This is a genomic window from Geothrix sp. (genome assembly GCF_049292215.1).
Lineage (GTDB): Bacteria > Acidobacteriota > Holophagae > Holophagales > Holophagaceae > Geothrix.
On record NZ_JBATQW010000029.1, the window covers coordinates 133,204 to 153,277 of the forward strand.

The 20,074-nt window shown below is 68.5% G+C and carries 18 protein-coding genes; 5 read left to right on the forward strand and 13 right to left on the reverse strand.

Features of this window, described 5'->3' with window-relative positions; genetic code table 11:
- Positions 1–29: 29 nt before the first annotated feature.
- Complete coding sequence (locus WAS25_RS05790; RefSeq protein WP_422310568.1) at positions 30–2,132, forward strand: FHA domain-containing protein; 2,103 nt, start codon at positions 30–32, stop codon at positions 2,130–2,132.
- Positions 2,133–2,285: 153 nt separating this feature from the next.
- Here WAS25_RS05790 and WAS25_RS05795 read toward each other — a convergent pair whose 3' ends face one another.
- A complete protein-coding gene (locus WAS25_RS05795; protein ID WP_422310569.1) occupies positions 2,286–2,849 on the reverse strand; it encodes a 5-formyltetrahydrofolate cyclo-ligase in 564 nt (187 codons plus the stop codon).
- Between the two features lie 65 nt (positions 2,850–2,914).
- Here WAS25_RS05795 and WAS25_RS05800 point away from each other — a divergent pair, with 65 nt between their 5' ends.
- Positions 2,915–4,081, forward strand: a complete 1,167-nt coding sequence (locus WAS25_RS05800; RefSeq protein WP_422310570.1) for a phospholipase D-like domain-containing protein — start codon at positions 2,915–2,917, stop codon at positions 4,079–4,081.
- Here WAS25_RS05800 and mqnE read toward each other — a convergent pair.
- From mqnE to WAS25_RS05825, 5 genes are all read right to left on the reverse strand, one after another.
- A complete protein-coding gene (gene mqnE / locus WAS25_RS05805; RefSeq protein ID WP_422310571.1) occupies positions 4,078–5,205 on the reverse strand; it encodes an aminofutalosine synthase MqnE in 1,128 nt (375 codons plus the stop codon). The genes WAS25_RS05800 and mqnE overlap by 4 nt on opposite strands.
- Before the next feature lie 86 nt (positions 5,206–5,291).
- A complete protein-coding gene (locus WAS25_RS05810; RefSeq protein WP_422310572.1) occupies positions 5,292–7,031 on the reverse strand; it encodes a sensor histidine kinase in 1,740 nt (579 codons plus the stop codon).
- Positions 7,032–7,070: 39 nt separating this feature from the next.
- On the reverse strand, positions 7,071–8,084 hold the full coding sequence (locus WAS25_RS05815; protein ID WP_422310573.1) for a quinone-dependent dihydroorotate dehydrogenase: 1,014 nt from the start codon (positions 8,082–8,084) through the stop codon (positions 7,071–7,073).
- The gene (locus tag WAS25_RS05820) at positions 8,084–8,440 is read right to left on the reverse strand and encodes a hypothetical protein (RefSeq protein ID WP_422310574.1); all 357 of its coding nucleotides are present in this window, start codon (positions 8,438–8,440) and stop codon (positions 8,084–8,086) included. Before WAS25_RS05820 ends, WAS25_RS05815 begins: the two co-directional genes overlap by 1 nt.
- A gap of 7 nt (positions 8,441–8,447) precedes the next feature.
- A complete protein-coding gene (locus tag WAS25_RS05825) occupies positions 8,448–9,110 on the reverse strand; it encodes a 3-oxoacid CoA-transferase subunit B (RefSeq protein WP_422310575.1) in 663 nt (220 codons plus the stop codon).
- 133 nt (positions 9,111–9,243) lie between these two features.
- Here WAS25_RS05825 and WAS25_RS05830 point away from each other — a divergent pair, with 133 nt between their 5' ends.
- Positions 9,244–9,729 (forward strand): hypothetical protein, encoded by a 486-nt coding sequence (locus tag WAS25_RS05830; RefSeq protein ID WP_422310576.1) that lies wholly within the window; start codon positions 9,244–9,246, stop codon positions 9,727–9,729.
- Here the strand turns inward: WAS25_RS05830 and WAS25_RS05835 are convergent.
- Together WAS25_RS05835 and WAS25_RS05840 are read right to left on the reverse strand one after the other, a co-directional pair.
- Positions 9,726–11,018 carry a hypothetical protein gene (locus WAS25_RS05835; RefSeq protein ID WP_422310577.1) on the reverse strand — a complete coding sequence of 431 codons (1,293 nt, stop codon included), beginning with the start codon at positions 11,016–11,018 and terminating at the stop codon, positions 9,726–9,728. The two genes, WAS25_RS05830 and WAS25_RS05835, sit on opposite strands and share 4 nt — an antisense overlap.
- The gene (locus WAS25_RS05840; RefSeq protein ID WP_422310578.1) at positions 11,015–12,823 is read right to left on the reverse strand and encodes a peptidylprolyl isomerase; all 1,809 of its coding nucleotides are present in this window, start codon (positions 12,821–12,823) and stop codon (positions 11,015–11,017) included. Before WAS25_RS05840 ends, WAS25_RS05835 begins: the two co-directional genes overlap by 4 nt.
- Before the next feature lie 75 nt (positions 12,824–12,898).
- On the opposite strand from WAS25_RS05840, the gene WAS25_RS05845 reads away from it, so the two are divergent.
- Positions 12,899–14,047, forward strand: a complete 1,149-nt coding sequence (locus tag WAS25_RS05845; RefSeq protein WP_422310579.1) for a glycosyltransferase family 9 protein — start codon at positions 12,899–12,901, stop codon at positions 14,045–14,047.
- Positions 14,034–15,044 (forward strand): glycosyltransferase family 9 protein, encoded by a 1,011-nt coding sequence (locus WAS25_RS05850; protein ID WP_422310580.1) that lies wholly within the window; start codon positions 14,034–14,036, stop codon positions 15,042–15,044. The genes WAS25_RS05845 and WAS25_RS05850 overlap by 14 nt, the downstream gene beginning before the upstream one ends.
- Before the next feature lie 13 nt (positions 15,045–15,057).
- Here WAS25_RS05850 and WAS25_RS05855 read toward each other — a convergent pair whose 3' ends face one another.
- From WAS25_RS05855 to WAS25_RS05875, 5 genes are all read right to left on the reverse strand, one after another.
- Complete coding sequence (locus WAS25_RS05855) at positions 15,058–16,023, reverse strand: GDP-L-fucose synthase family protein (protein ID WP_422310581.1); 966 nt, start codon at positions 16,021–16,023, stop codon at positions 15,058–15,060.
- Positions 16,020–17,069: a GDP-mannose 4,6-dehydratase gene (gene gmd, locus WAS25_RS05860; protein ID WP_422310582.1), complete on the reverse strand. Its 1,050-nt coding sequence runs from the start codon at positions 17,067–17,069 to the stop codon at positions 16,020–16,022. Before gmd ends, WAS25_RS05855 begins: the two co-directional genes overlap by 4 nt.
- A 98-nt stretch (positions 17,070–17,167) precedes the next feature.
- A complete protein-coding gene (locus WAS25_RS05865) occupies positions 17,168–18,142 on the reverse strand; it encodes a hypothetical protein (protein WP_422310583.1) in 975 nt (324 codons plus the stop codon).
- 149 nt (positions 18,143–18,291) lie between these two features.
- Positions 18,292–18,936: an acetyltransferase gene (locus WAS25_RS05870; protein ID WP_422310584.1), complete on the reverse strand. Its 645-nt coding sequence runs from the start codon at positions 18,934–18,936 to the stop codon at positions 18,292–18,294.
- Complete coding sequence (locus WAS25_RS05875) at positions 18,936–20,057, reverse strand: DegT/DnrJ/EryC1/StrS family aminotransferase (protein WP_422310585.1); 1,122 nt, start codon at positions 20,055–20,057, stop codon at positions 18,936–18,938. Before WAS25_RS05875 ends, WAS25_RS05870 begins: the two co-directional genes overlap by 1 nt.
- Between the last annotated feature and the right edge of the window lie 17 nt (positions 20,058–20,074).

Consider the following 20,074-nt stretch of genomic DNA (forward strand, 5'->3'; position numbering starts at 1 on the left):
CCTGCCGAAACAGGGTGGGTGGAGGACCGATGGCATACCTGTCCTGGCTGGAGGGGACTCAGCTCATGCGGCATGCCGTCCATGAGGCGTGCCAGGTGGGCCGTGACCCCCTGACGTGCGCGGTTGCCCAGCCGACCTTGAGCGGGGTGTCCCGGGCGCACGCCAGCATCGACCGCATCGGCGGCATCTGGTGGGTCAAGGATCTGGACTCTGCCAATGGCACGGTTCTCAACGGCATCCCCGTCAACAGCCCCCATGGAGCCGTCCTCCAGGATGGGGATGAACTGGTGCTGGGGGACTGGCACCTCACCTTCACGGAGGGGTTCCCGGGTCTGGATGGAATCACCTTTGCAGAGCGGGTCGGTGACCTCTTCTACGAGGTCCGGCCCGAGCCGGCCCAGGCGATGGTACTGATCCGTGGCATGGAGCTGCTACAGCGCTCCACGGAGAAGCTGCTCCGGCAGGTGGATTCGGACAGTATGGTGAAAGGCCTTTTGGAGGAATCGCTCCGGCTCCTGCATGGTGACCGTGGTTTCCTGGTCATGACCGCCAAGGAGGGCGGGTGGCGCACGGCCCACCGCGTGGGTGACGTGCAGGAGGGCATCGGCCTCTCCCGATCGGTCCTGGACTACGTGGCGCGGGAACACACGGCGGTGCTGTCCAACAACCCCCTGGGTGATCCCCGCTTCGGAGGCATGAGCCTGGTTGAGTTGCACCGCGGGTCGCTGCTCTGCGCACCCATGGAGGACGACGGTGAGATCCACGGGGCCCTATACCTGGACCGGGAATCCGAGGGCCGCCCGTTCACCCGCTTCGACCTGGCCGTCTTCCAGGCCTTCGTGCGGCTTGGTTCCATGGCCCTCCGCCAGGCCATGCTGAACCGGCGGGCTCTGAGCCAGGCCGAGCAGCAGGGCGAGCTCCTACGCCTGCGGACGGGCTTCCAACGCGAAGCGGACCGCCATGGGGAGCTGCTGGCAGCCATGGCTTCGCCGATCCGCCGGGTGCAGAGCTGGGCGGAGGACTTGCCGAGTGCCGCAGGGTCGGCCATCCGGGCCCAGCTAGATCAGCTGACGGCCCTGCTTGACTGCGGGAGCCGGGAGGACCTGCCCGACCATGTGCCGCAGGCGGGTCACCCCCTGACCCTCGCGGCCCTTCAGGAAGAGCTTCTGAGCCGTTGGGAGCCCCTGCTGGGCCTTCGCAAGGCCAGGCTCAGTACCTCCGAAGTGCCCAGCGCCTCGATCTGGATGTCTGGCGGTCCCCTGGTCGTGGCCCTGGCCGGCCTGGTCGAACCCATGTTCATGCAGCTGGCGGCGGGGGCCGTGGTCTCCACCCGCTGGGACCAGGAGCGCAGCTTCAGGATCCTCCGCCTCTCCCTTCCCGCCGGATTGCACGGGCCCATTCCCGATCCCTGGACCCAGCGGATGCTGCAGGATGCGGGTGTCCGCTGGCATTGGGCGGACCAGGCTCTCAACCTATTCCTGCCCGAAGGCCCGGACGCCATGCCTGAAGAGCCCGCCCGCCCCTTGCTGGGCCTCGTGAGCGAGGAACTCGACCTGCTGGGGCTCTTCCAGACCGTGGCCGAGGCGGGCAACCTGTGGCTGCACCCGCTGGAGCAGGAACCGCCGCCGCCGCCGGTTCCAAAGTTCCGTTTCCTGGTGGTGGATGCCCGTGGCACCAAGGATCTGGAAGGCTGCATCCGCGCCTACCGCCACCACCCCTCCTTTGCCACCACGCCCATCCTGGTGGTGCGCTCCACCGAGGAGGAGACGCCCCGGCTCATCGAGGCTGGCGCCACCGATTGGCTGGCCGAAGGCTTCCGCTGGGAGGCCCTGCATCACCGGCTACAGGTGCTGCGTGGTCACACCGAACTCCAGCAGCGGGCCCTGGCAGCCGAGCGGCTCGACTCCTTCCGGCAGATGGCCGGCACCCTCAAGCACGAGATCAACAACCCCCTGGCCATCATCTCGATGCAGGTGGAGATGCTGCAGCGGAAGTATCCCGAGGAGGTCAAGCTCGGGAAGATCGGTGAGATGGTGGATCGCATCCGGGCCTTGGTGCAGGTACTCCAAAAGATGCGGGAGACGCCCACGGAGGACTACGCCGATGGGTCGAGCATCCTGAAGCTGGGCTAGGGAATCAGACTGGTGGCTGGAGGTACTGCTTCCTGATGCGGCGCCTTTCGCTGCGACTGCTTTTTAATTTGTTCTCGACTGACCGGGCCTACGAGCCCAAAGGAAGCAGGGGGATGCGCCCAAAGGGCGCCACAAGGATCAGTACCTGGCCTCCTACCTCCAGCCTCCAGCCTCGATCAGTCGAAGCCCTGCCTCGCTCAGCAGCGCCTGGACCGGCCAGTCATGGGGTTCGATGGGTACGGGAAGGTGCATTTGGGCTTCGAAGCCCACGCCCACGGTGAGGACCTCATCCGCTAGTTTTGCCAGCAACGCATCATAGAAGCCACGGCCATAGCCCAGGCGATGGCCGTCATCGTCGAAGGCGAGGCCCGGCACCAGCAGCAGCTGCACGGGCGGGAGAAAGTGCTGGGCCAGGGCTGGCTCCAAGAGGCCCCACTGGCCCTTCTCCAGGGGTTCCGTGCCCCAGGCCAGGCGGGGCGGCTGGGTCGAAGCCACCCGCGGGAAGAACCAGAGCCAATCAGGATGCGCGGTGATGACCGGCCGCAGGTCCACCTCGGAGCCGAAGGGCCAGAAGGCGCCGATGCGGGTGAAGCGTCGATTCCGGCAGAGGCGCTCCAGGTGGCCGCAGATGGTGAGGGAAGCGGTCTCGCGGGTGGCCGTGGGCAGCGCGTCGCGGCGGGCCTTCAGGTGGGCGCGGAACTCGGCCTTGGTCTCCATTCGATCAGATCAACAGGGGAAACGGGTTGGCGTCAACGGGGTATCCTCGCGGGTGGAGTGACCCCATGAGCCCGCGTTCCCTGCTGCTGATCCTGACGGCCTGTCTGGGCCTCGGCGCCCAATCCCCGGCCACCCGTCTGGTGCAGTCCATCCCCGTGGAGACCGCCCTCGCGGACCCCAAGCTGCCCTTCGCCCAAGATGTTTGGCTGGACATGGTCCGCGGCGCGAAGGCCAGCGTGGACGCTGCCGAGTTCTACGTGACCAGCCGCCCCGGCAGTGCCCTGGAGGCGGTGCTGATCGAGCTGGAGAAGGCTGGAGCGCGCGGGGTGAAGGTGCGCTTCCTGCTCTCGTCGAAGATGCTCGACCAGGATCCTGCCTCGGTGGCCCGGCTCCGTCGCATTCCGGGCGCCGAGGTGCGCAGCCTCGACATGGCGGGGGTCTCGAAGGGCATCCTCCACGCCAAGTACTTCGTCGTGGATGGCCGCGAGGCCTTCCTGGGTAGCCAGAACTTCGACTGGCGTGCCCTGGAGCACATCCACGAGCTGGGCGTGCGCACCTCCGAGCCCGGGATCGTGTCGCGGCTGGCTCGGCTCTTCGCCATCGACTGGGCCTTCGCGGAGAACCGCAGGATGCCTGAGTTCCCGCCTCAGCCGCTCCTGTCCGCTCACCCGAAGGTGGAGCTGGTGGCCAGCCCGCCGTTCCTCACGCCCAAGGACATCCGGCCCTCCATCGAGGCCCTGGTGGACCTGATCGACAAGGCGCAGCAGACCGTGCGGGTGCAACTGCTCACATACTCCCCGATCTCGGGCCAGGATCACTTCTGGCCCCGGTTGGACAACGCTCTGCGGGCCGCCGCCGTGCGGGGTGTGAAGGTGCGGTTGCTGGTGTCGGACTGGGTGCTGGGTGGTCGGGCCCTGCCGCACCTCAAGGCGCTGACCCTGATCCCCAACCTGGAGGTGAAGGTGGCCTCGATCCCCGAGGCGAAGGAGGGCCACATCCCCTTCGCCCGCGTCATCCACAGCAAGTACCTGGTGGTGGACGAGGTCCACCTGGCCCTTGGCACCAGCAACTGGGAGGAGAGCTACTTCACGGAGTCGCGCAACATAGAGCTGGTCTTCCGCGATTCCCCCCTGGCCACGGAGGCCGCGCGCATCCATGACCGCCTCTGGAACAGCCGCTACGCCTTCGCACTGGATCCTGCGAGGGGTTACGAAAAGCGAAAGGTCGATTAGACCGCAGCGTACACGTTGTAGAGGTTGTCGCGCTCCAGCGGCTCGAAACCCGCCTCCTGGATCAGGCGCACCAGCTCGCCCTGCGGAAGGCCCTGGGGGCTCTTGGCGCCGGCCAAGTGGGCGATCTCCTCGGCTATGACCGTGCCGTCCAGGTCGTCGGCCCCATAGCTGAGACCGGCCTGGGCGAGGCCCGGCGAGATCATCACCCAGTACGCCTTGATGTGCGGGACGTTGTCGAGCAACAGGCGGGCCACGGCGATCTCGCGGAGATCCTGGGTACCGGTGGTTTCGTGGATGACGTGGGTGGCGCTCAGCTCGTTGTCCTCGTTCTGGTAGGCCAGGGGAATGTAGGCCAGGAAGCTGGTGTAGCCCGCAGCCAAGGATTCATCCTGCAGCTTGCGCAGGCGGAGCAGGTGGTCCACCCGGTGCTTCGGTTCCTCGATGTGGCCGTAGAGCATGGTGCAGTTGGTGGGCAGACCCTTGCGGTGACAGATGGCCGCCGTGTCCAGCCAGACCTGGGCGTCCTTCTTGCCGATGCAGATCTTCTCGCGGAGTTCCTCATCGAAGATCTCGGCACCGCCACCGGGGCAGCTCTCCAGGCCCGCGGCCATGCAGCGGTCCAGGAAGGCGTCCGTGCTGAGGCCGCTGATGCGGGCGTAGTAGTCCATCTCGATCATGGTGAAAACCTTGAGGTGGATCGAGGGGAAGCGCGCCTTGATCTTCGTGAACAGATCCACGAAGTAGTCGACCTTCAGCTTGGGGTTGTGCCCCGAGGTCATGTGCAGCTCGCGCACGCCGCTGTTTTCGGGCTTCTCGAGCTCCCGGATGATCTCTTCGGCGGAGAGGGAATAGGCCCTGGGGTCGCCGGGCTTGGCCTGGAAGGCGCAGAACTGGCAGTGGGTGTAGCAGACGTTCGTATAAGAGAGACGGCGGCTCACCACGTAGTAGGCGGCGCGGCCGTGCTTCTGCAGGCGCACGTAGTGGGCCATGGCACCCACGCCGTTGAGGTCGGGCGTCTCATACAGCAGAAGACCATCCTCGAATGTGAGGCGTTCGCCGCGTAGCACCTTGTCCGCTAGGGGCAGCAGGCGCGGGTCACGGATCCTCGATTGCAGTGACAACATCGATACCTCGGTCCTCCAGTGTAACCCCCTGCGGCTGACCACCTGTAGCTTCGGCAGGCTGGAGATCTGCCGCGGTTCAGGGAGAATCAGATGCTCTTGGCTACGAAGGGCAACCGCACCTGGAAGGTGGTTCCCCGGTCCGCACGGCTGACGAACTGGATGGAGCCACCCGCCTTCTCCAGGAGGGACTTCACAGAAGCAAGGCCAAGCCCGGTTCCGACGCCAGGGGCCTTGGTGGTGAAGAAGGGTTGGAACACCTGGGCCTGCAGACCCTCTGGGATGCCGGTTCCCGTGTCCTCGACTTCGAGGAGGGGACCCACCGGGCCATCCTCGGGCCTGTGCGGGCGGCATCTGAGGGTGATGACGCCTCCTGAGGGCATGGCGTCCCGGGCATTGCCGACGAGGTTCACCAGGATCTGCTCCAGCATGCCGCGGGTGCCCAGGAAGGGCATGGGGCCTGAGCCTTCCAGGCGGAGGGTCAGGTTCCGGGGCAGCAACATCTGGAGCAGAGGCTGGATCGCAAGCAGTTCCTCGCCCAGATCCAGGAGGCGCGGGGGCTCGGAATCCTGGCGGCCCAGGGCCATCAGTCGGCCGCTGAGCGCGGCCGCCAACTGGGTGGCCTCCTGGACCCGGAGCAGGTCCTTGCGGTTCGGGAGCCTGCCCTCGTCCAGATCCATCAGGACGAGCTCCGCGCGGCTCTGGATGGCACTCAACATGTTGTTCATGTCGTGGGCCAGCCCTGCGCCAAGCGTGGCAAGCGAGTTCATGCGCTCGGTGCGCAGGAGCAGGGCCTGGGCCTGTTCCAGGGCCAGGGTGCGTTCGGCGACCCTGGCTTCGAGGGTCTGGGAAAGGATGGAATAGTCCCGTAGCGCCAGGTACTGCCGGACGAGCAGGACCAGAACCAGGCCCATGGCCAGCCAGACAAGGACTGGATGATGTCCTTCCCCGGACCCGAAGGCCAGAAGCCACATGCCCAGGATGGCGGCGCCCAGCACGGGGAGGTAGGGCAGGAGGTGGATCATGTGGGGTGGCTCGCCCGCACGGACACTGGAGCCGACGGCACGTGGAGACAGGGCCGCGGCCAGGTAGGCCAGTGGAAGCAGGAAGGTGACCCCACCGGGAAGATCCGGCACCATGGCGGATCCCGAGAGCTTCACCAGGAGGATGTAGAGGTTCAAGAGGCTCGCCAGGAGGAAGGCGGCTGCCAGCCAGCCAAGGGGCCCACGGAACCTGGCCGGATCCGAGAGCCCCAGGTAGAGGGTGAACCCCAGCAGCAGGTCATAGACGAGGAAGGTAGCCAGCCACACGAGGCGAACGGCAACGGGGAACCGGTCGCCCAGAAAGAGCGGGCCGAGCACCAGACCCCAGAGCACGAAGAAGACGGCAATTGCGAACATCAGGCCATCGAGCCCGTAGCGAAGCCGCTCGAACCGCGTCCGGGGGGACAACTGCCAGCAGGCCAAGGCGATGGCCTGGAGTGTGGAGCCGACCAGGGAGAGCACGAAGGGGAAGGGGCCGTACAGGAATGGCCAGCCCACCTTGAAGTGCTCCGGGATCCGGATGAGCTGGAGCAGGAGGGCGACCACCAGGAAGAGGGAGATGAGCTGCCAGCCCCGGGCCTCCGGGTCGGGCAGGCAGGCGCGCCGGCTTGCGTGGAAGAGCGCCGGCGATACCAGCGTGATCATTCCGAGGATGACCATCAGGTCCCGGTTGCGTTCCGAGAACCCGAGCTGGGCCGCGATGCCCACCACCAGCGCGCAGACGCACGCCACCCACAGGAATCGCCCGGGACGGGCGACGCGGATCGGAAGGGAGCCGGAATGCATGAGGCCCAGTATAGACGCAGGGCGGCGGAGTCCGCTCCGCTAGAGGCCGGCCTGGATGCGGCCCACCAGGGCCGGTCCCTCGAAGATCAGGGCGCTGTACACCTGCGCCAGGGCAGCGCCATCCTCCAGCGCGCCGCGCACGTCCTCGGCGGAGCCCAGGCCGCCGCAGGCCACCAGGGGCAGGCGTCCGCGCAGGGCCGCGAGGATCCGGCGGCGCACCTCGCGGGCCTTGGCTTTGAGGGGAACGCCACTGAGACCGCCGGCACCCTTGGACTCCACGAGGGCACGGAGCGGTTCCGCCACCACGCCGCGATCCAGGGTGGTGTTGGTGGCAATGAGGCCCGAGAGGCCCGAGGCCACGGCCACTTCCACAATGGCATCGAGGTCCTCGGTGGCCAGGTCCGGGGCCAGCTTCAGCAGCAGGGGCTGGCGCTCCAGGCCCATCTCCTTGCGCAGGTCCAGCATGCCCGCCAGCAGCGGCTTGAGGGCCTCGGGCGCCTGCAGGTTCCGCAAGCCAGGCGTGTTGGGGCTGCTCACGTTCAGGGCCGTGTAGTCCACCTGCGGGGCGATGAGGCGGTAGGCGGCGCGGTAGTCGTCCAGGGCGGTGGCCTCGGGTGTCTCCTTGTTCTTGCCGAGATTGCCGCCGACGATGAGGCCCGCAGGGCGGTACCGCAGCCGGGCCGCGACGACCTCGGCGCCCTCGCTGTTGAAGCCCATGCGGTTGAGGATCAAGCCCGCCTCGGGAAAGCGGAACAGGCGCGGCCTCGGATTGCCGGGCTGGGGCCGGGGCGTCACGGTGCCGATCTCCACGTGGCCGAAGCCCAGGGACTTCCACAGCGGCAGCAGGGTGGCGCCCTTGTCCAGCCCGGCGGCCAGCCCGAGAGGCGTGGGGAAATCCAGGCCGAGGACATTCCTGCGCAGGGCTGGGACGTGATCGGGCTTGGGCAGGTTCGGCCAGGCAGCAACCCGGGCGCCCAGCCAGAAGGCCAGGTTGTGGGCGGTTTCGGGATCGAGGCGGAAGACCAGCGGGCGCAGGGCGCCGTACAGGTCCATCACTTCACCGTTACGGTGGCCGTGGCGGAAATTCCCGGGAAGTCCTCGCGCCGCACTTCCACGTGAAAGGTTCCGGGCACCCCTGGGGCCGTGTAGAGGCCGGTGACGGTGATGCTGCCGCCCTCGGGCTCCACCACGCGCCATGCGACGGGCTGGCGCAGGTAGCGCATGCCCTCGGGGTAGTTGATCTCCGCCTGGAAGCCCTGGGTGGCACTGCGGGCGAGGCTCACGGCCACCGGGCGCAGGGCCAGCCTGGGAACGAAGGGTTCGGCGGGCTTGGGTGGCACGTTGGTCCCGGGAGCAGTGCAGGCGAAGGCCAGCAGGATGGCAGTAGTGGAGAACAGGCGATGCATCATGGTTTCCTCAGACGCCGACCATCTCGGAGACGTGGTCCGTCACCAGAGGGGGTTCCGTCCTGGCCTGGACCTCTTCGCGGGTCACGCCCGGCGCCACTTCCACCAGGCGCAGGCCTTCGCGGCCCGGCACCACGTCGATGACGGCCAGATCCGTGATGATGCGGTGCACGCAGCGCTGGCCCGTGAGGGGCAGGTTGCACTTGCGGAGGATCTTGTACTCGCCGTCCTTGCTGGTGTGCTCCATCACCACCACCACGCGCTTGGCCGCGGCGACCAGGTCCATGGCTCCGCCCATGCCCTTGACCATCTTGCCCGGGATCATCCAGTTGGCGAGGTTGCCCTCCATGTCTACCTGCATGGCGCCCAGGAAGCAGAGGTCGATCTTGCCCCCGCGGATCATGCCGAAGCTGTCGGCGCTACTGAAGAAGCTGGCGCCAGGCGCCGCGGTGACGGTCTGCTTGCCCGCGTTGATGAGGTCCGGGTCCACCTCTTCGTCCGTGGGGAAGGGGCCGATGCCCAGCAGGCCGTTCTCACTCTGCAGGACCACGTCCATCCCCGGAGGGATGGCGTTGGCGATCAGGGTGGGAATGCCGATGCCCAGGTTAACGTAGAAGCCGTCGCGCAGTTCCTGCGCCGCGCGGCGGACCAGCTGATCTCGGGACAGAGCCATTCGGACCTCATCAGGAATCTCCAGGATAGCGCAGGCCGACGGCCCCCCGTTCGCCCCGCGTCCTGCGCGCTTCGCCCCTCAGGGGAGGACGCTCGCGTGCAGAGCATGCAGCATGGCGGGATCCGAGGTCCCCATGCGCCGTGTCCTTCCCCTCCTTCTTCCGGTCATGCTGGGGGCCATGTCCCCTTCCGACCGCACACCCGAGCAGCGCCAGTTCGATTTCTGGGTGGGCGACTGGGAGGTGAGGGACGCCAAAGGCCAGCGCCTCGGCCAGAACCGCGTGGAGGCCCTGCTGGGCGGAACGGTGCTGCAGGAGCATTGGCAGGGCAGCCAGGGGGGCTCGGGCACGAGCCTCAACGCCTACCTGCCGGCCCGTAAGGCCTGGCGGCAGTGCTGGGTCGACGCGAAGGGGGGCAGCCTGGATCTCATGGGCGGCCTGGAGGGCACCGCCATGGTGCTGCGGGGCGCGACGGAGGGACCCAAGGGTCGCGTGCTGGAGCGCATCACCTGGACCCCGCTGCCGGATGGCCGGGTGCGCCAGTTCTGGGAGCAGAGCACGGATGGCGGCGCCACCTGGACCGTCTCCTTCGATGGCTACTACAGCCGCGTGAAGTCCTAGAACACCCGGAAGGCCTGGAAAACGGCGAAGCTCCAGCCCCAGCGGCTCGGTGTGCCGGGCCATTCATTGCGCTGCATGGCGAGGGAGGCGCCGGCCCGGCCCGTGGGCGTGCGCCACTGGGCCTCGCCCTGGAGACACCAGGAGGCGGTGCCCGAGGGATGATCCAGTGGTGCCGTGGCCCGCACGGTCCGGAGGCGGCCCTGGCCCTCCAGGAAAAGCGGCAGGCCCAGCTCCACGGTGCGGGTGGTGGTCTCGCGTCCGAAGGCCGGGCCCAGGGGATCGCCGTGGGTCGAGAACCCTGCGAGGTGGCTGGGCTCGGCGGAAGAGATGGCCACCCGGGGCGCGGCGCCCGCGTATTCCAGGCCCAGGTCCCAGCCCTCCCATACCAGCTGCAGTCCGCCGAGGTTTCGGGCCGGCGTCCACGCGAGGGACCGGCCCTCGGGCGCGGCACTGCGGTTGAGGGTGGCCGAGGCGCCCCGGGCCCGGAGGAGCTGTGCGAGCTCCGGGAGCCGCAGCCGGAGCTCCAGCAGCGTCATGGTGCGTGCTGCGGTCGCCGGGGCGGCGTGGCCCTGGGCATCCCGGCCGCCTTCCATGGTCACGGCTCCGAAGGTCGTCTCCACTCGGGAGCCGAAGGCGGTCCGCACCAGGCCGCCCCAGAGGAGGGGTCGCTGCAGGTTGAGGCCCGCAGCCTGGGCCTCGAGGCGCGTGTCGCGTTCCGGCACCCACTGGGGCATCGCACGGTCCCGCTCCAGGCGCCCCGCGAAGGCCTCCAGGCGCCAGCGGCCCAGGGGCAGCGTGGCTTCCGGCGTCGCCAGGGAGAGGCGCGGAAAGCTCCGGGCACCATCACCCAGCAGGTCGCCGCCGTTCAGGCCCGCCCCCCAGGCAAAGGGGGCCTGCTCGAGGGCCACGCGCCAGCCGGAGTCCGTCTGGTAGGCGAGGGCCGCTCGCTGGAGCACGCCGAGGGTGTGGCCGTGGTCGCGCAGGGCCAGGGCCGTGGCGGAGAAGGACCAGCCATTGCGCACATAGCGGCCCTGCAGGCCCAGCCCCCAGCCCTGGGTGCCCGTGCCGAGCCCTTCGCCGCCCACCAGCGGCGCGTAGGCACCTTCGGAGGAGGCACCGCCCCAGCCCACCTCGAAGGAGGGCATGGAGGAGGGGCCCAGCGGCTCCTGCCCCAACGTCCAGTCCAGCCGCGCCTGCCGCAGGGCGGCGGCCCTGTCCTGCAGCATGGGGGCCTGGGCCGAGGCGTAGGGAACCGCGAAAAAGATGAAAAACAGGAACCGTGGTTTCACGGTTCGAGCACCTTGATGGACTCGATCTTCGCGCCCAGTTCCAGGTCATCGAGGAGCTTCAGAGCACGGTCCAGGTCCTCCACTTCGCCCATGCGGGTGTACTTGCCCGTGAGGTGGGGCGTAGCATTGGTGGTGATAAAGAACTGGCTGCCGCCCGTGTCCTTGCCCGACAACGCCATGCCCACGCTACCCGGGCCGTACCAGGTCAGCGAGTTCTCGCAGCGCACCGTGTAGCCCGGCCCCCCGTCCATGGTGTCGTAGGGCGAGCCCATCTGCACCACGAAGTCAGGCACCACGCGCGGCACCAGCCGCCCGTTGAAGTAGCCCTTCTTGGCGAGCAGCACCAGGTTGGCGATATTTATGGGGGCCACTTCGGGATCGAGCTTGAGAGTGACGCGGCGCTTTCCCGAGAAGGTGATGCGCAGGCGCACGGGCTTGCCGCGTTCCGCCAGGCGCGTGGCCTCCTTGAGGATGGCCTCGTCCGTCTTCGTGGGCTTCGGCGCCGAGGGCCAGGCGGTCGCCGGATCCAGCTTCACCAGGGCCTGATAGGCCTCCCAGCGGCAGGCCCAGTCCGGGTGCTGCAGCCAGGGCCGCAGCTGCGCCTTCTGGTCCTCCGGCGTCATCTTCCAGCGGGCGTAGCTCTGGATGAGGGTCTGCTGGGCTTCGAACTGCGAGTCGGCCCAGGTGCGCTGGGTGAGGATGGCAAGGTCGGCGGGAGCCGAGGGGAGATCCTCAAGGGCGGCGGCGCGGGCGATGGAGTCGGGTGCCTGGAGTAGCCGCTCCCGCATGACGTCGGCATCGCTTGGAGAGCTTCGGCGCAACCCGGGCAGGATCGCTGAGGCGTATATCGGGTCTTTCACAGCGGCGAGGTATTGATGGTAGGTGGTGCGGACATCATCTTTACTCAACGGCATCAAAGGATCTTTGGAGGCCCAGTGCACCCTGATCGTTTTCGGGCCACCCGGGCCACCAGCTGGCCAAGAATGAGGACCCATTTCCTCGCCTAGGTCATCGGGGATGCCATCCCAGATCCGGCTCCATATGGCCCACTTGGTAGGTTTGACATCCAGGAAGGACTTTCCAAGGCCAATTCGACCGAGATCAACCGGTGCCCGTTTTTCGCCTGGTGGGGGAGGGACCTCAATTCCTGCCACATCCCACCAAAGAGCAAGATGCTCCTTCACGCGTTCCTTCCATGGTGCCCGATTCCACGCATCCATCAGCGTGAGCACGCTTCCCGGCGTCGCGGGCACCAGCGGCAGCAACTCCTTCTCCTTACCCGCCATCACCAGCCTCAGCCGCGCGGCCTGGGCGCGAACGGGATCGACCTTGCCGGCCTTCTGGCGCGCATCGAGGAGGGACTGCAGGGCCGGGGACACCTCGGCGCCGTTCAGTCGCGCGGCGGCGAGGGAGGCCTCCAGGTGCAGGTGCTTCGGCCAGGTGGCGGCGTCGGTGGCGGAAAGGCCGTCCAACGCCGTGAGGGCCTTGGGGCTCTTCAGGCGGTTCAGCATGAACAGGGCAGTGAAGCGCTCCTGGGGCGTGCGGGCTACCTTGGCCTTGTCCTCCCAGACCTCCAGCGTGGGCTTCTCCAGCTCCGGTGGCACCAGGGCGGGGCTGCCCGGGGCGCCGATGCGCTGGAGGGTGCGCTCCAGCCGTGCCCGGTCCGCGGGGGGCAGGGCGGCCTTCTGGGTCTCGGTCCAGCTCAGGGGCTGCCGCGCCCACTCGGCCTGGAGGGCGTCGCGGACCGTGAAGTGGGGCCCCTGGCCCAGCAGAGGAAGGCTCAGGAGCAAGAGCAGGCGGCGCATGGGGACCTCGGGATGCTTCATGCTAGCCCATGCCATCAGGGCGCTTCGGGCACAATGGGGCGTGGAGGTGCGGTGGTGGGTCAGGTGAAGCCGGGGCATGAGCGCTTGCGGGAGCTGCTCCCGGCCTTCGAGCAGCCCGAGGTCTGGATCCGCTTTCCGCGCCAGCTCGGGGACGTGATCTTCTCGATTCCCTTCTTCTTCGCCCTGCAGCGCAGCTGGAACGCCGTGGCCGAAGCCCAGGGCAAGAAGATCCGCTGGGTGGCCGTTGGCCACGCCATCGGCGCCGCCATCTTCAGCGAGGCCCACCCTGACTTCATCGCCGAGAGCGTCATCGAGGCGGGGCGGGACCAGAAGCCCGATCCCTGGGCCCTCGTGGCCCGCTGGCGCTCCCGCCCCCCGGTGGCCTTCGTGAACCTGAGCCAGTCCGCGCGCCTGGCCTTCGCCGCTTGGCTGGCCCGGGTGCCGATCCGCGCCGGCGACACCGACAACCACCTGGGCTTCCTCTACCACCACACCTTCACCTACCGGGACCTCCCCATCCACATCGTGCGCCGCTACGAGCCGCTGCTGGCCCAGCTCACGGGCAGCTCGCACCTCGAATGGACGCCCATGCGGCCCGCGCAGTTCGGCGGCCAGGGCGGCTTCGACCTGCTGCGCCAGGCCGGGTGGAAGGGCGGCCCCTTCGTCACGCTCTCCTTCGGCACCCGGGGCTACAACAAGCGCTGGTTCCCGGAGCTCCCCCAGTGGACCGGCTTCGCACGCCTGGCCCTGGAGGCCGGCCTCGAGGTGGTGTGGCTCGGCGGCCCCGACGAGGTGGAGCTGGGGGGCCAGCTGGCCGCCCAGGTGCCCGGCACCCTGAACCTTACGGGACGCACCTCCATCCCCCAGGCCTGCGCCATTCAGAGCGAAGCCTGGGGCAATGTGGCCGTGGACACGGGCCTGGCCCACACGGCAGCGGGCACGGGGCGGCCCACGCTCACCGTCAACGGCGCCTCCCCCGAAGAGCTGATCAACCCTCTAGGGCCCTTCGCCCTCTCGGTGCGCGGCCCCTGCATCGACGCCGGCGAATCCCGCCCCACCAACCTCAAGGTGGAGCTGGACAGCACGGCCTTCCGGGTGTCGCCACTGCGCGCCTGGAACCTACTGCAAGGGCTCGTGGCCGAGCACGATGGGGGCCGGCAGCTCCCTATGGAACTGCCGGAGGCGCTGCGTGAGCGTGTCTGAGGGGGCCCTCTGGGTCCGCCTGCCGCGGTTCATCGGCGACGCTGTGATGATCACCCAGGCCGTGGCGCCCCTTCGCGCCCTGGGCCACGAGCTGGTGGCCTGGGGACCGGCCCCGGTGGTGGAGCTCTTCGAGGACGCTGAGCCCTATGCCGCGACGGTGGCTGACCCCGTCGGGAAGCAGGGCGCCTCCGCCATGGCCGACCTGCTGAAGGCGCACCAGGCCGGTGGTGTGCTGAACCTGCCCCGGAGCCTTCGGGCCACCCTGGCCGCGCGGCAGGCCGGTCTGCCGCTGCGGGTGGGCTGGTCGCCTTGGCTGACGGGCTTCCTGGCCACGCACCGCCTGGACTACGGGCGGCTCAAGGGCCATCAGCTGGATCGCTATCGGCTGCTGCTGCGAAAGGCCTTTCCGGCTCTGGATACCTCGGGGCACCTGGCCTTCCGCCCGGGGGCAGCCGCGCAGGTGCAGGCGCAGGAACTCCTCCGGTCGAAGTTTGGCTCCCAGCCCTACGCCGTGCTGGCGCTGGGGGCCATGAGCTGGAACAAGAAGCTGGGCGCCGGGCCCTTCGCCGCGGCCGCGCGCCACCTGCAGGGCCTGGGTCTCCAGGTGGTCCTCCTGGGGGCCCCGGGCGAGGACCAGGCCCACGCTGCCCTGGTGGCGGCCCAGGCCCCGGGCGTGGTGGATCTGTCCGGCCAGGCGCCTCTTTCCGTGGCGGCGGGCATCCTGTCTGGGGCAAATGTCGCCCTGGGCAACGACTCGGCCCTGAGCCATCTGGCGGCGGCCTGCGGTGTGCCCGTGGTGGTGGCCTTCGGCCCCACCGATCCAGCCCTGACCTGTCCCCGCGGACCTTGGGTGCGTGCGGTGCGCGATGAGCGCCTGTCCTGCCTGGTCTGTCAGCGGGGGGACTGCAGGACGGAGGGCCATCCATGCATGCAGAGCCTGGATGCAGGGATGATCTGCCGTGCCCTGGATGAGGGCTTGGCCTTTTCTCCCGCCTGAGGACGGCGCCGGACTAGCTCGCCCCGCCGGAGGCCAGGGCGCCCTGCATCCAGGCCACGGTGCGCCGCAGGCCGTCGTCGAGCCGGGTGGGGGCCTGCCAGCCGAAGCGCTCCAGGGCCCGGGAGGTGTCCAGCTGGCGCCGGGGCTGCCCGTCCGGGTAGGCGGGGTTGAAGCGCAGGTCCCCCGCGAAGCCCGTGAGGGCCTGGATCTTCAGGGCCAGGTCGCGGATGGTGATCTCCTCGCCGGTGCCGAGGTTGACCGGGTCCTCGCCTTCGTAGCGCAGGAGGCCCTCGACGATGCCATGGGCGGCGTCCTCCACGAAGAGGAACTCCCGGCTGGGGCTCCCGGTGCCCCAGAGCTCCACATGGTCCAGGCCCTGGGTCTTGGCCTCGATGAACTTGCGGATGAGGGCGGGGATGACGTGGTTGGTGGCCAGGTCCAGGTGGTCGCCGGGGCCGTAGAGGTTTACGGGGATGAGGAAGATCCCCCGTGTGCCGTACTCCTGGCGGTAGGCCTGCAGCTGCACCAGCAGCGCCTTCTTGGCCACGCCGTAGGGCGCGTTGGTCTCCTCGGGGTAGCCGTTCCAGATGTCGTCTTCGCGGAAGGGCACGGGGCAGAACTTGGGATAAGCGCAGACGGTGCCGAGCACCAGCACCTTCTCGATGCCCTCCACGCGGCAGGCCTCGATGAGGTGCAGGCCCATGGCCATGTTCGCGAAGAAGAAGGAGCCCGGGTGGGCGCGGTTGGCGCCGATCCCGCCGACCCGGGCGGCCAGGTGCACGACACCCGATGGGCGGTGCTCCCGGAGGAAGCGGGCCGAGGCGGCGGGATCCAGCAGGTCCAGCTCACTGAAGCGGGGCGCGAGGACTTCGGCGCCGTGCTGCCGGAGTTGCGCCACCACATGCCGGCCCAGGAAGCCGTTGCCGCCCGTGACCCAGATCCTGCGGCCCTGGAGTGGGAACGTCTCCGGGTGGTTCACCGGTATCCCCCGCGAGGGGCCTCTTCGTGGCCGGCCTTTCGCAGCACCAGCTCCTTCTCAGCCATGCGGAGATCGCAGTCCACCATCATTCGGGCCAGGGTGGCGACCTCGGTGCTGGGCTCCCACCCGAGCAGTTTCCGGGCCTTGCCCGGATCGCCCTCGAGGTGATCGACCTCGGCGGGCCGGAAGTAGCGGGGGTCGATCTCCACATACTGCCTCCAGTCCAGATCGAGCTGCTCGAAGACCAGGGCCAGGAAGTCCTGGATGGAGATGGACACGCCGGTGGCCACCACGTAGTCGTCGGGCTGGTCCTGCTGGAGCATCCGCCACATGGCTTCGACATAGTCCCCGGCGAAGCCCCAGTCGCGCTTGGCCTGGGTGTTGCCCAGGAAGAGCTTGGTCTGCAGGCCCAGCTTGATGCGGGTGGCGGCCCGGGTGATCTTGCGGGTGACGAAGGTCTCGCCGCGGCGGGGGCTCTCGTGGTTGAAGAGGATGCCGTTGGCCACGAACATGCCGTAGCTCTCGCGGTGGTTCACGCCCTGGTAGTGGGCATAGACTTTGGCGCAGGCGTAGGGGCTGCGTGGCTCGAAGCGCGTGCCTTCGTGCTGGCGGGGCTTGGCGGAGCCGAACATCTCGGAGCTGCCGGCCTGGTAGAGCCGCACCTGGTTCCCGGTGGCGTCCTGGTAGGCTCGCACGGCCTCCAGCAGGCGCAGCACGCCGAGGCCCACGACATCGGCTGTGAACTCCGGCTGATCGAAGCTCACCCGCACGTGGCTCTGGGCCCCCAGGTTGTAGACCTCGGCGGGCTTGACCTGGTCGAGAAGCCGGCGCAGGGCGCCGCCATCGGTGAGGTCGCCGTAGTGGAGGTGCAGCTTCGGGGCCTGATGGGGATCGATGTAGAGGTGGTCGATGCGGTCGGTGTTGAAGTTCGAGGCCCGGCGGATGACCCCATGGACTTCATAGCCCTTGGCCAGCAGCAGCTCCGCGAGGTAGCTGCCGTCCTGGCCTGTGATGCCGGTGATGAGCGCGATCTTTGAGTTGGACAAGCTGCACCAGAAAAAAGGGGGCGTGGGTACGGTCAGGAAGCCCGAATTATGGCATGGCGCCCGGGTTCGGACTCGGTCCCTGCCCCGGGTGAGGTGGCCTAGAGGCCCTGAGCAGGGGCGAGCAGATCACCCGCCTTGATCGACTCGCCTGTGGCTACGTCGAGCAGGGGCATGTCCCGGATCGCGGCAAGGCGGTCCCGGCCGGTCAGGTAGGTGAATTGTCCCTGGGCCCCCCGGGATTCCCGGAAGGTGCTTTCCACATAGCCCGCGTGGGCCTCAAGGGGCCGGAGGTCCCCGAGGACGTCCCGGCGCACGAAGAAGGCGTTGTTCCCGGCCCGGTTGGACCCCACGAAGGCGTAGCCCTTCGCTAGGGCGAGGTGGCAGAGGGCCGGCAGGGAGGTTCCGGCGTAGAGCCAGGTGGGGTGGGCAGTCTGGCGGCGGAAGCCGGGATCGTAGGGGACCACCACCGGGCGCTGGCAGCCGAGGACGCTGTTGTATTCGCAGACCACGATGCGAGGGGAGGCCACGGTGACGGCCTTCCAGACCCAGTAGTCGTTCCCGTCGATGTCGATGCTGAGGATCCCCAGGTCGCCGGTGAATCCCTCCTCCGCTAGGAGGCTGTCGATGTTTTCGGCCGTGATGAAGGCCGTGCGCCCCTTGAGGTTGCGGGCCCAGTAGACCGACTGGGCCTGGAGGCGGGCCTCCAGGTTGGGATCCCCGTCCATGACGAGGCCGGTCCACGGATCCTTCTGAATGAGGAACCGGCAGTTGGCCTCGCGGAAGTCTTCCACGCCGAACTCCACGAACCGGGTGTCGGGGCAGGGCACATGGTGGGTGAGGAACTGGAGGATCCCGTCTTCGCCGAACTGGGAGTACACCTTGAACTCGGCCTCGCCCAGGGGGGTGCCGGGTGGCAGGTTTCTGACCCGCTGGACCTGGGTCTCGGCCTGCAGGAGCAGGAGGTTCGCCATGGACTGTTCCAGGGATCTCAGGCGTTGCTGGAGGTCCGGGCGCCCGGGCCTCCGCAGCCGGTGGCGCAGGAACCGTTCAAGGCGCTTGAAGAGGTGGGACATGAATCACCAGGAGTTGTGGGTTGCGGTTTCCGCTGCTTCGGCGCCGCTCTCCGCAAAAGCCTCCTTGATCCTGGGAGGGAAGTCCGTGCGCCTAGCCTCTGAAGCTGTGAACGGATCACAGTCTGGCAGAACCCGCTGCATCTGGAGTCTCAGGGGGTCGGAAGGGGAGTGGCCGGCACACCCACCAGGATCGCGGTGCCGGGGTGGTCAGCCACCACCGCCGCGCCTGCACCTACACGCGTATCTGGTCCAAGGACCACCCTCGGACGCACGCAGCAGCCCACCCCGAGGTCGCACCGGTCGCCCAGGGTCACCCAGCCCGCCAGCCGAACCCCGGGGCCCAAGCTGCAACAGGCACCGAGGCTGCCGTTGTGGGCGATGGAGCAGCCGACATTGAGCAGCGCATGCTCGCCTACAGTCACATGGGTCTCCAGGATGGCTTGGGCCATGAGCACCGTCCCCTCGCCCACGCTGCAGGCTGGGCCGATGATGGCGCTGGGGTGGATCAGGGTGGCGAAGCTGAAGCCCTTGGAGGCGTAAGTCCGGGCCACCTTTTGTCGGAGGGAAGGTTCACCGAGGCCCACCACGATCAGGGCCGAGGCTGTGGACGGAGCCGCGAGGAAGGCCGTCTCCTCCTGAACTTCCAGACCCTCCGGGTCGAATTCGGGAGTTCCAGCGATCACCAGGAAGCCCCGGACCTTCCAGGGCTGCGGGCTGGCTGCCTCCATGGCCCGGGCTACGGCCCAGACCTCGAGGGCCGCACCGCTGCCGCCGACGATCCAGAGGTCCTGCATCAGCGTTCCAGCCCGGCGATGATGGCTTGGCATATGCGGTCGAGGTCCGCATTCCCGAGTCCGGTGTAGGTGGGCAGGTTGATGCCGGTGTCGCCCAGCTCCTCGGCCACGGGGAGGGGCCGACCCTGGCGGAAGGACGGATCGGAGTACATCGGAAGCCGGTGCATGGGCGGGAAGAAGGGGCGGGTCTCGATCTGGTGTTCCGCCAGGAAGGCCATCAGCGGATCCCGTTTCGCCGCGGGCACCCGGATGCAGGAGAGCCAGTGCACTGAGCTGGCCCAGGGGGCCTCGCTGGCGAGCTGGAGGCCCAGCCGCTCGGCGTGCGGCGCCAGGCGCTCCCGGTAGCCATGGGCGATCCGGAGGCGGTGGCTGATGAGCTCCTCCGCCCGCTCCAGCTGGGCGCAGCCCAGGGCCGCGGCGAGGTTGGTCAGGCGGTAGTTGTAGCCCACGATGGGGAACCAGTAGCGGCGCTCGGGATCCATACCCTGCCCGCGGAGCTGGCGGAGGCGGGCGGCCAGGGCATCGTCGTCGGTGGTGACCATGCCGCCCTCGCCGGTGGTGAGGATCTTGTTGCCGTAGAAGCTGAACGTGGCCGCCAGGCCGAGGCCGCCGACCGTCTTCCCTTCCACCTTCGCGCCGTGGGCCTCGGCGGCGTCCTCGATGACCGAAATGCCGTGGCGCCGGCCAATCTCAAGCAGTCTCGCCATTGGGGCGGGGTGCCCGTACAGGTGGACGGCCATGATGGCCCTGGTGTGCGGCGTGATGGCCGCCTCCACCGTGTCTGCGTCGAGGTTCCAGGTGACGGGCTCAGAGTCCACAAACACGGGGCGAGCTCCCGTGTAGGTCACGGCGTTGGCCGAGGCCACGTAGGTGAAGGAGGGCACGATGACCTCGTCCCCCGGTCCGATGCCCATGCCGAGGAGCAGCAGGTGGATGGCCACGGTGCCGTTGGCGCAGGCCAGGGCGTGGCGGACGCCGCAGAAGCGGGCGAAGTCGGCTTCGAAGCGGTTCAGGAATCGGCCCGTGGAGGAGATCCAGCCCTCCTGGATGGCCTGGGAGACATAGGCGAGCTCGTTGCCGCCCAGGTCCGGCTGGGCCACGGGGAGGTGGGGGTGGGTCACGGCGTGGCTCCTGGAAT

Coding starts and splice junctions, on each gene's coding strand:
- WAS25_RS05810 (WP_422310572.1), bottom strand. CDS start 7,031: ATGCATTCCGGCTCCCTTCCGATCCGCGTCGCCCGTCCCGGGCGATTC.
- WAS25_RS05800 (WP_422310570.1), top strand. CDS start 2,915: ATGAGCCCGCGTTCCCTGCTGCTGATCCTGACGGCCTGTCTGGGCCTC.
- WAS25_RS05815 (WP_422310573.1), bottom strand. CDS start 8,084: ATGGACCTGTACGGCGCCCTGCGCCCGCTGGTCTTCCGCCTCGATCCC.
- WAS25_RS05840 (WP_422310578.1), bottom strand. CDS start 12,823: ATGCGCCGCCTGCTCTTGCTCCTGAGCCTTCCTCTGCTGGGCCAGGGG.
- mqnE (WP_422310571.1), bottom strand. CDS start 5,205: ATGTTGTCACTGCAATCGAGGATCCGTGACCCGCGCCTGCTGCCCCTA.
- WAS25_RS05825 (WP_422310575.1), bottom strand. CDS start 9,110: ATGGCTCTGTCCCGAGATCAGCTGGTCCGCCGCGCGGCGCAGGAACTG.
- WAS25_RS05790 (WP_422310568.1), top strand. CDS start 30: ATGGCATACCTGTCCTGGCTGGAGGGGACTCAGCTCATGCGGCATGCC.
- WAS25_RS05865 (WP_422310583.1), bottom strand. CDS start 18,142: ATGTCCCACCTCTTCAAGCGCCTTGAACGGTTCCTGCGCCACCGGCTG.
- WAS25_RS05795 (WP_422310569.1), bottom strand. CDS start 2,849: ATGGAGACCAAGGCCGAGTTCCGCGCCCACCTGAAGGCCCGCCGCGAC.
- WAS25_RS05820 (WP_422310574.1), bottom strand. CDS start 8,440: ATGATGCATCGCCTGTTCTCCACTACTGCCATCCTGCTGGCCTTCGCC.
- WAS25_RS05870 (WP_422310584.1), bottom strand. CDS start 18,936: ATGCAGGACCTCTGGATCGTCGGCGGCAGCGGTGCGGCCCTCGAGGTC.
- WAS25_RS05830 (WP_422310576.1), top strand. CDS start 9,244: ATGCGCCGTGTCCTTCCCCTCCTTCTTCCGGTCATGCTGGGGGCCATG.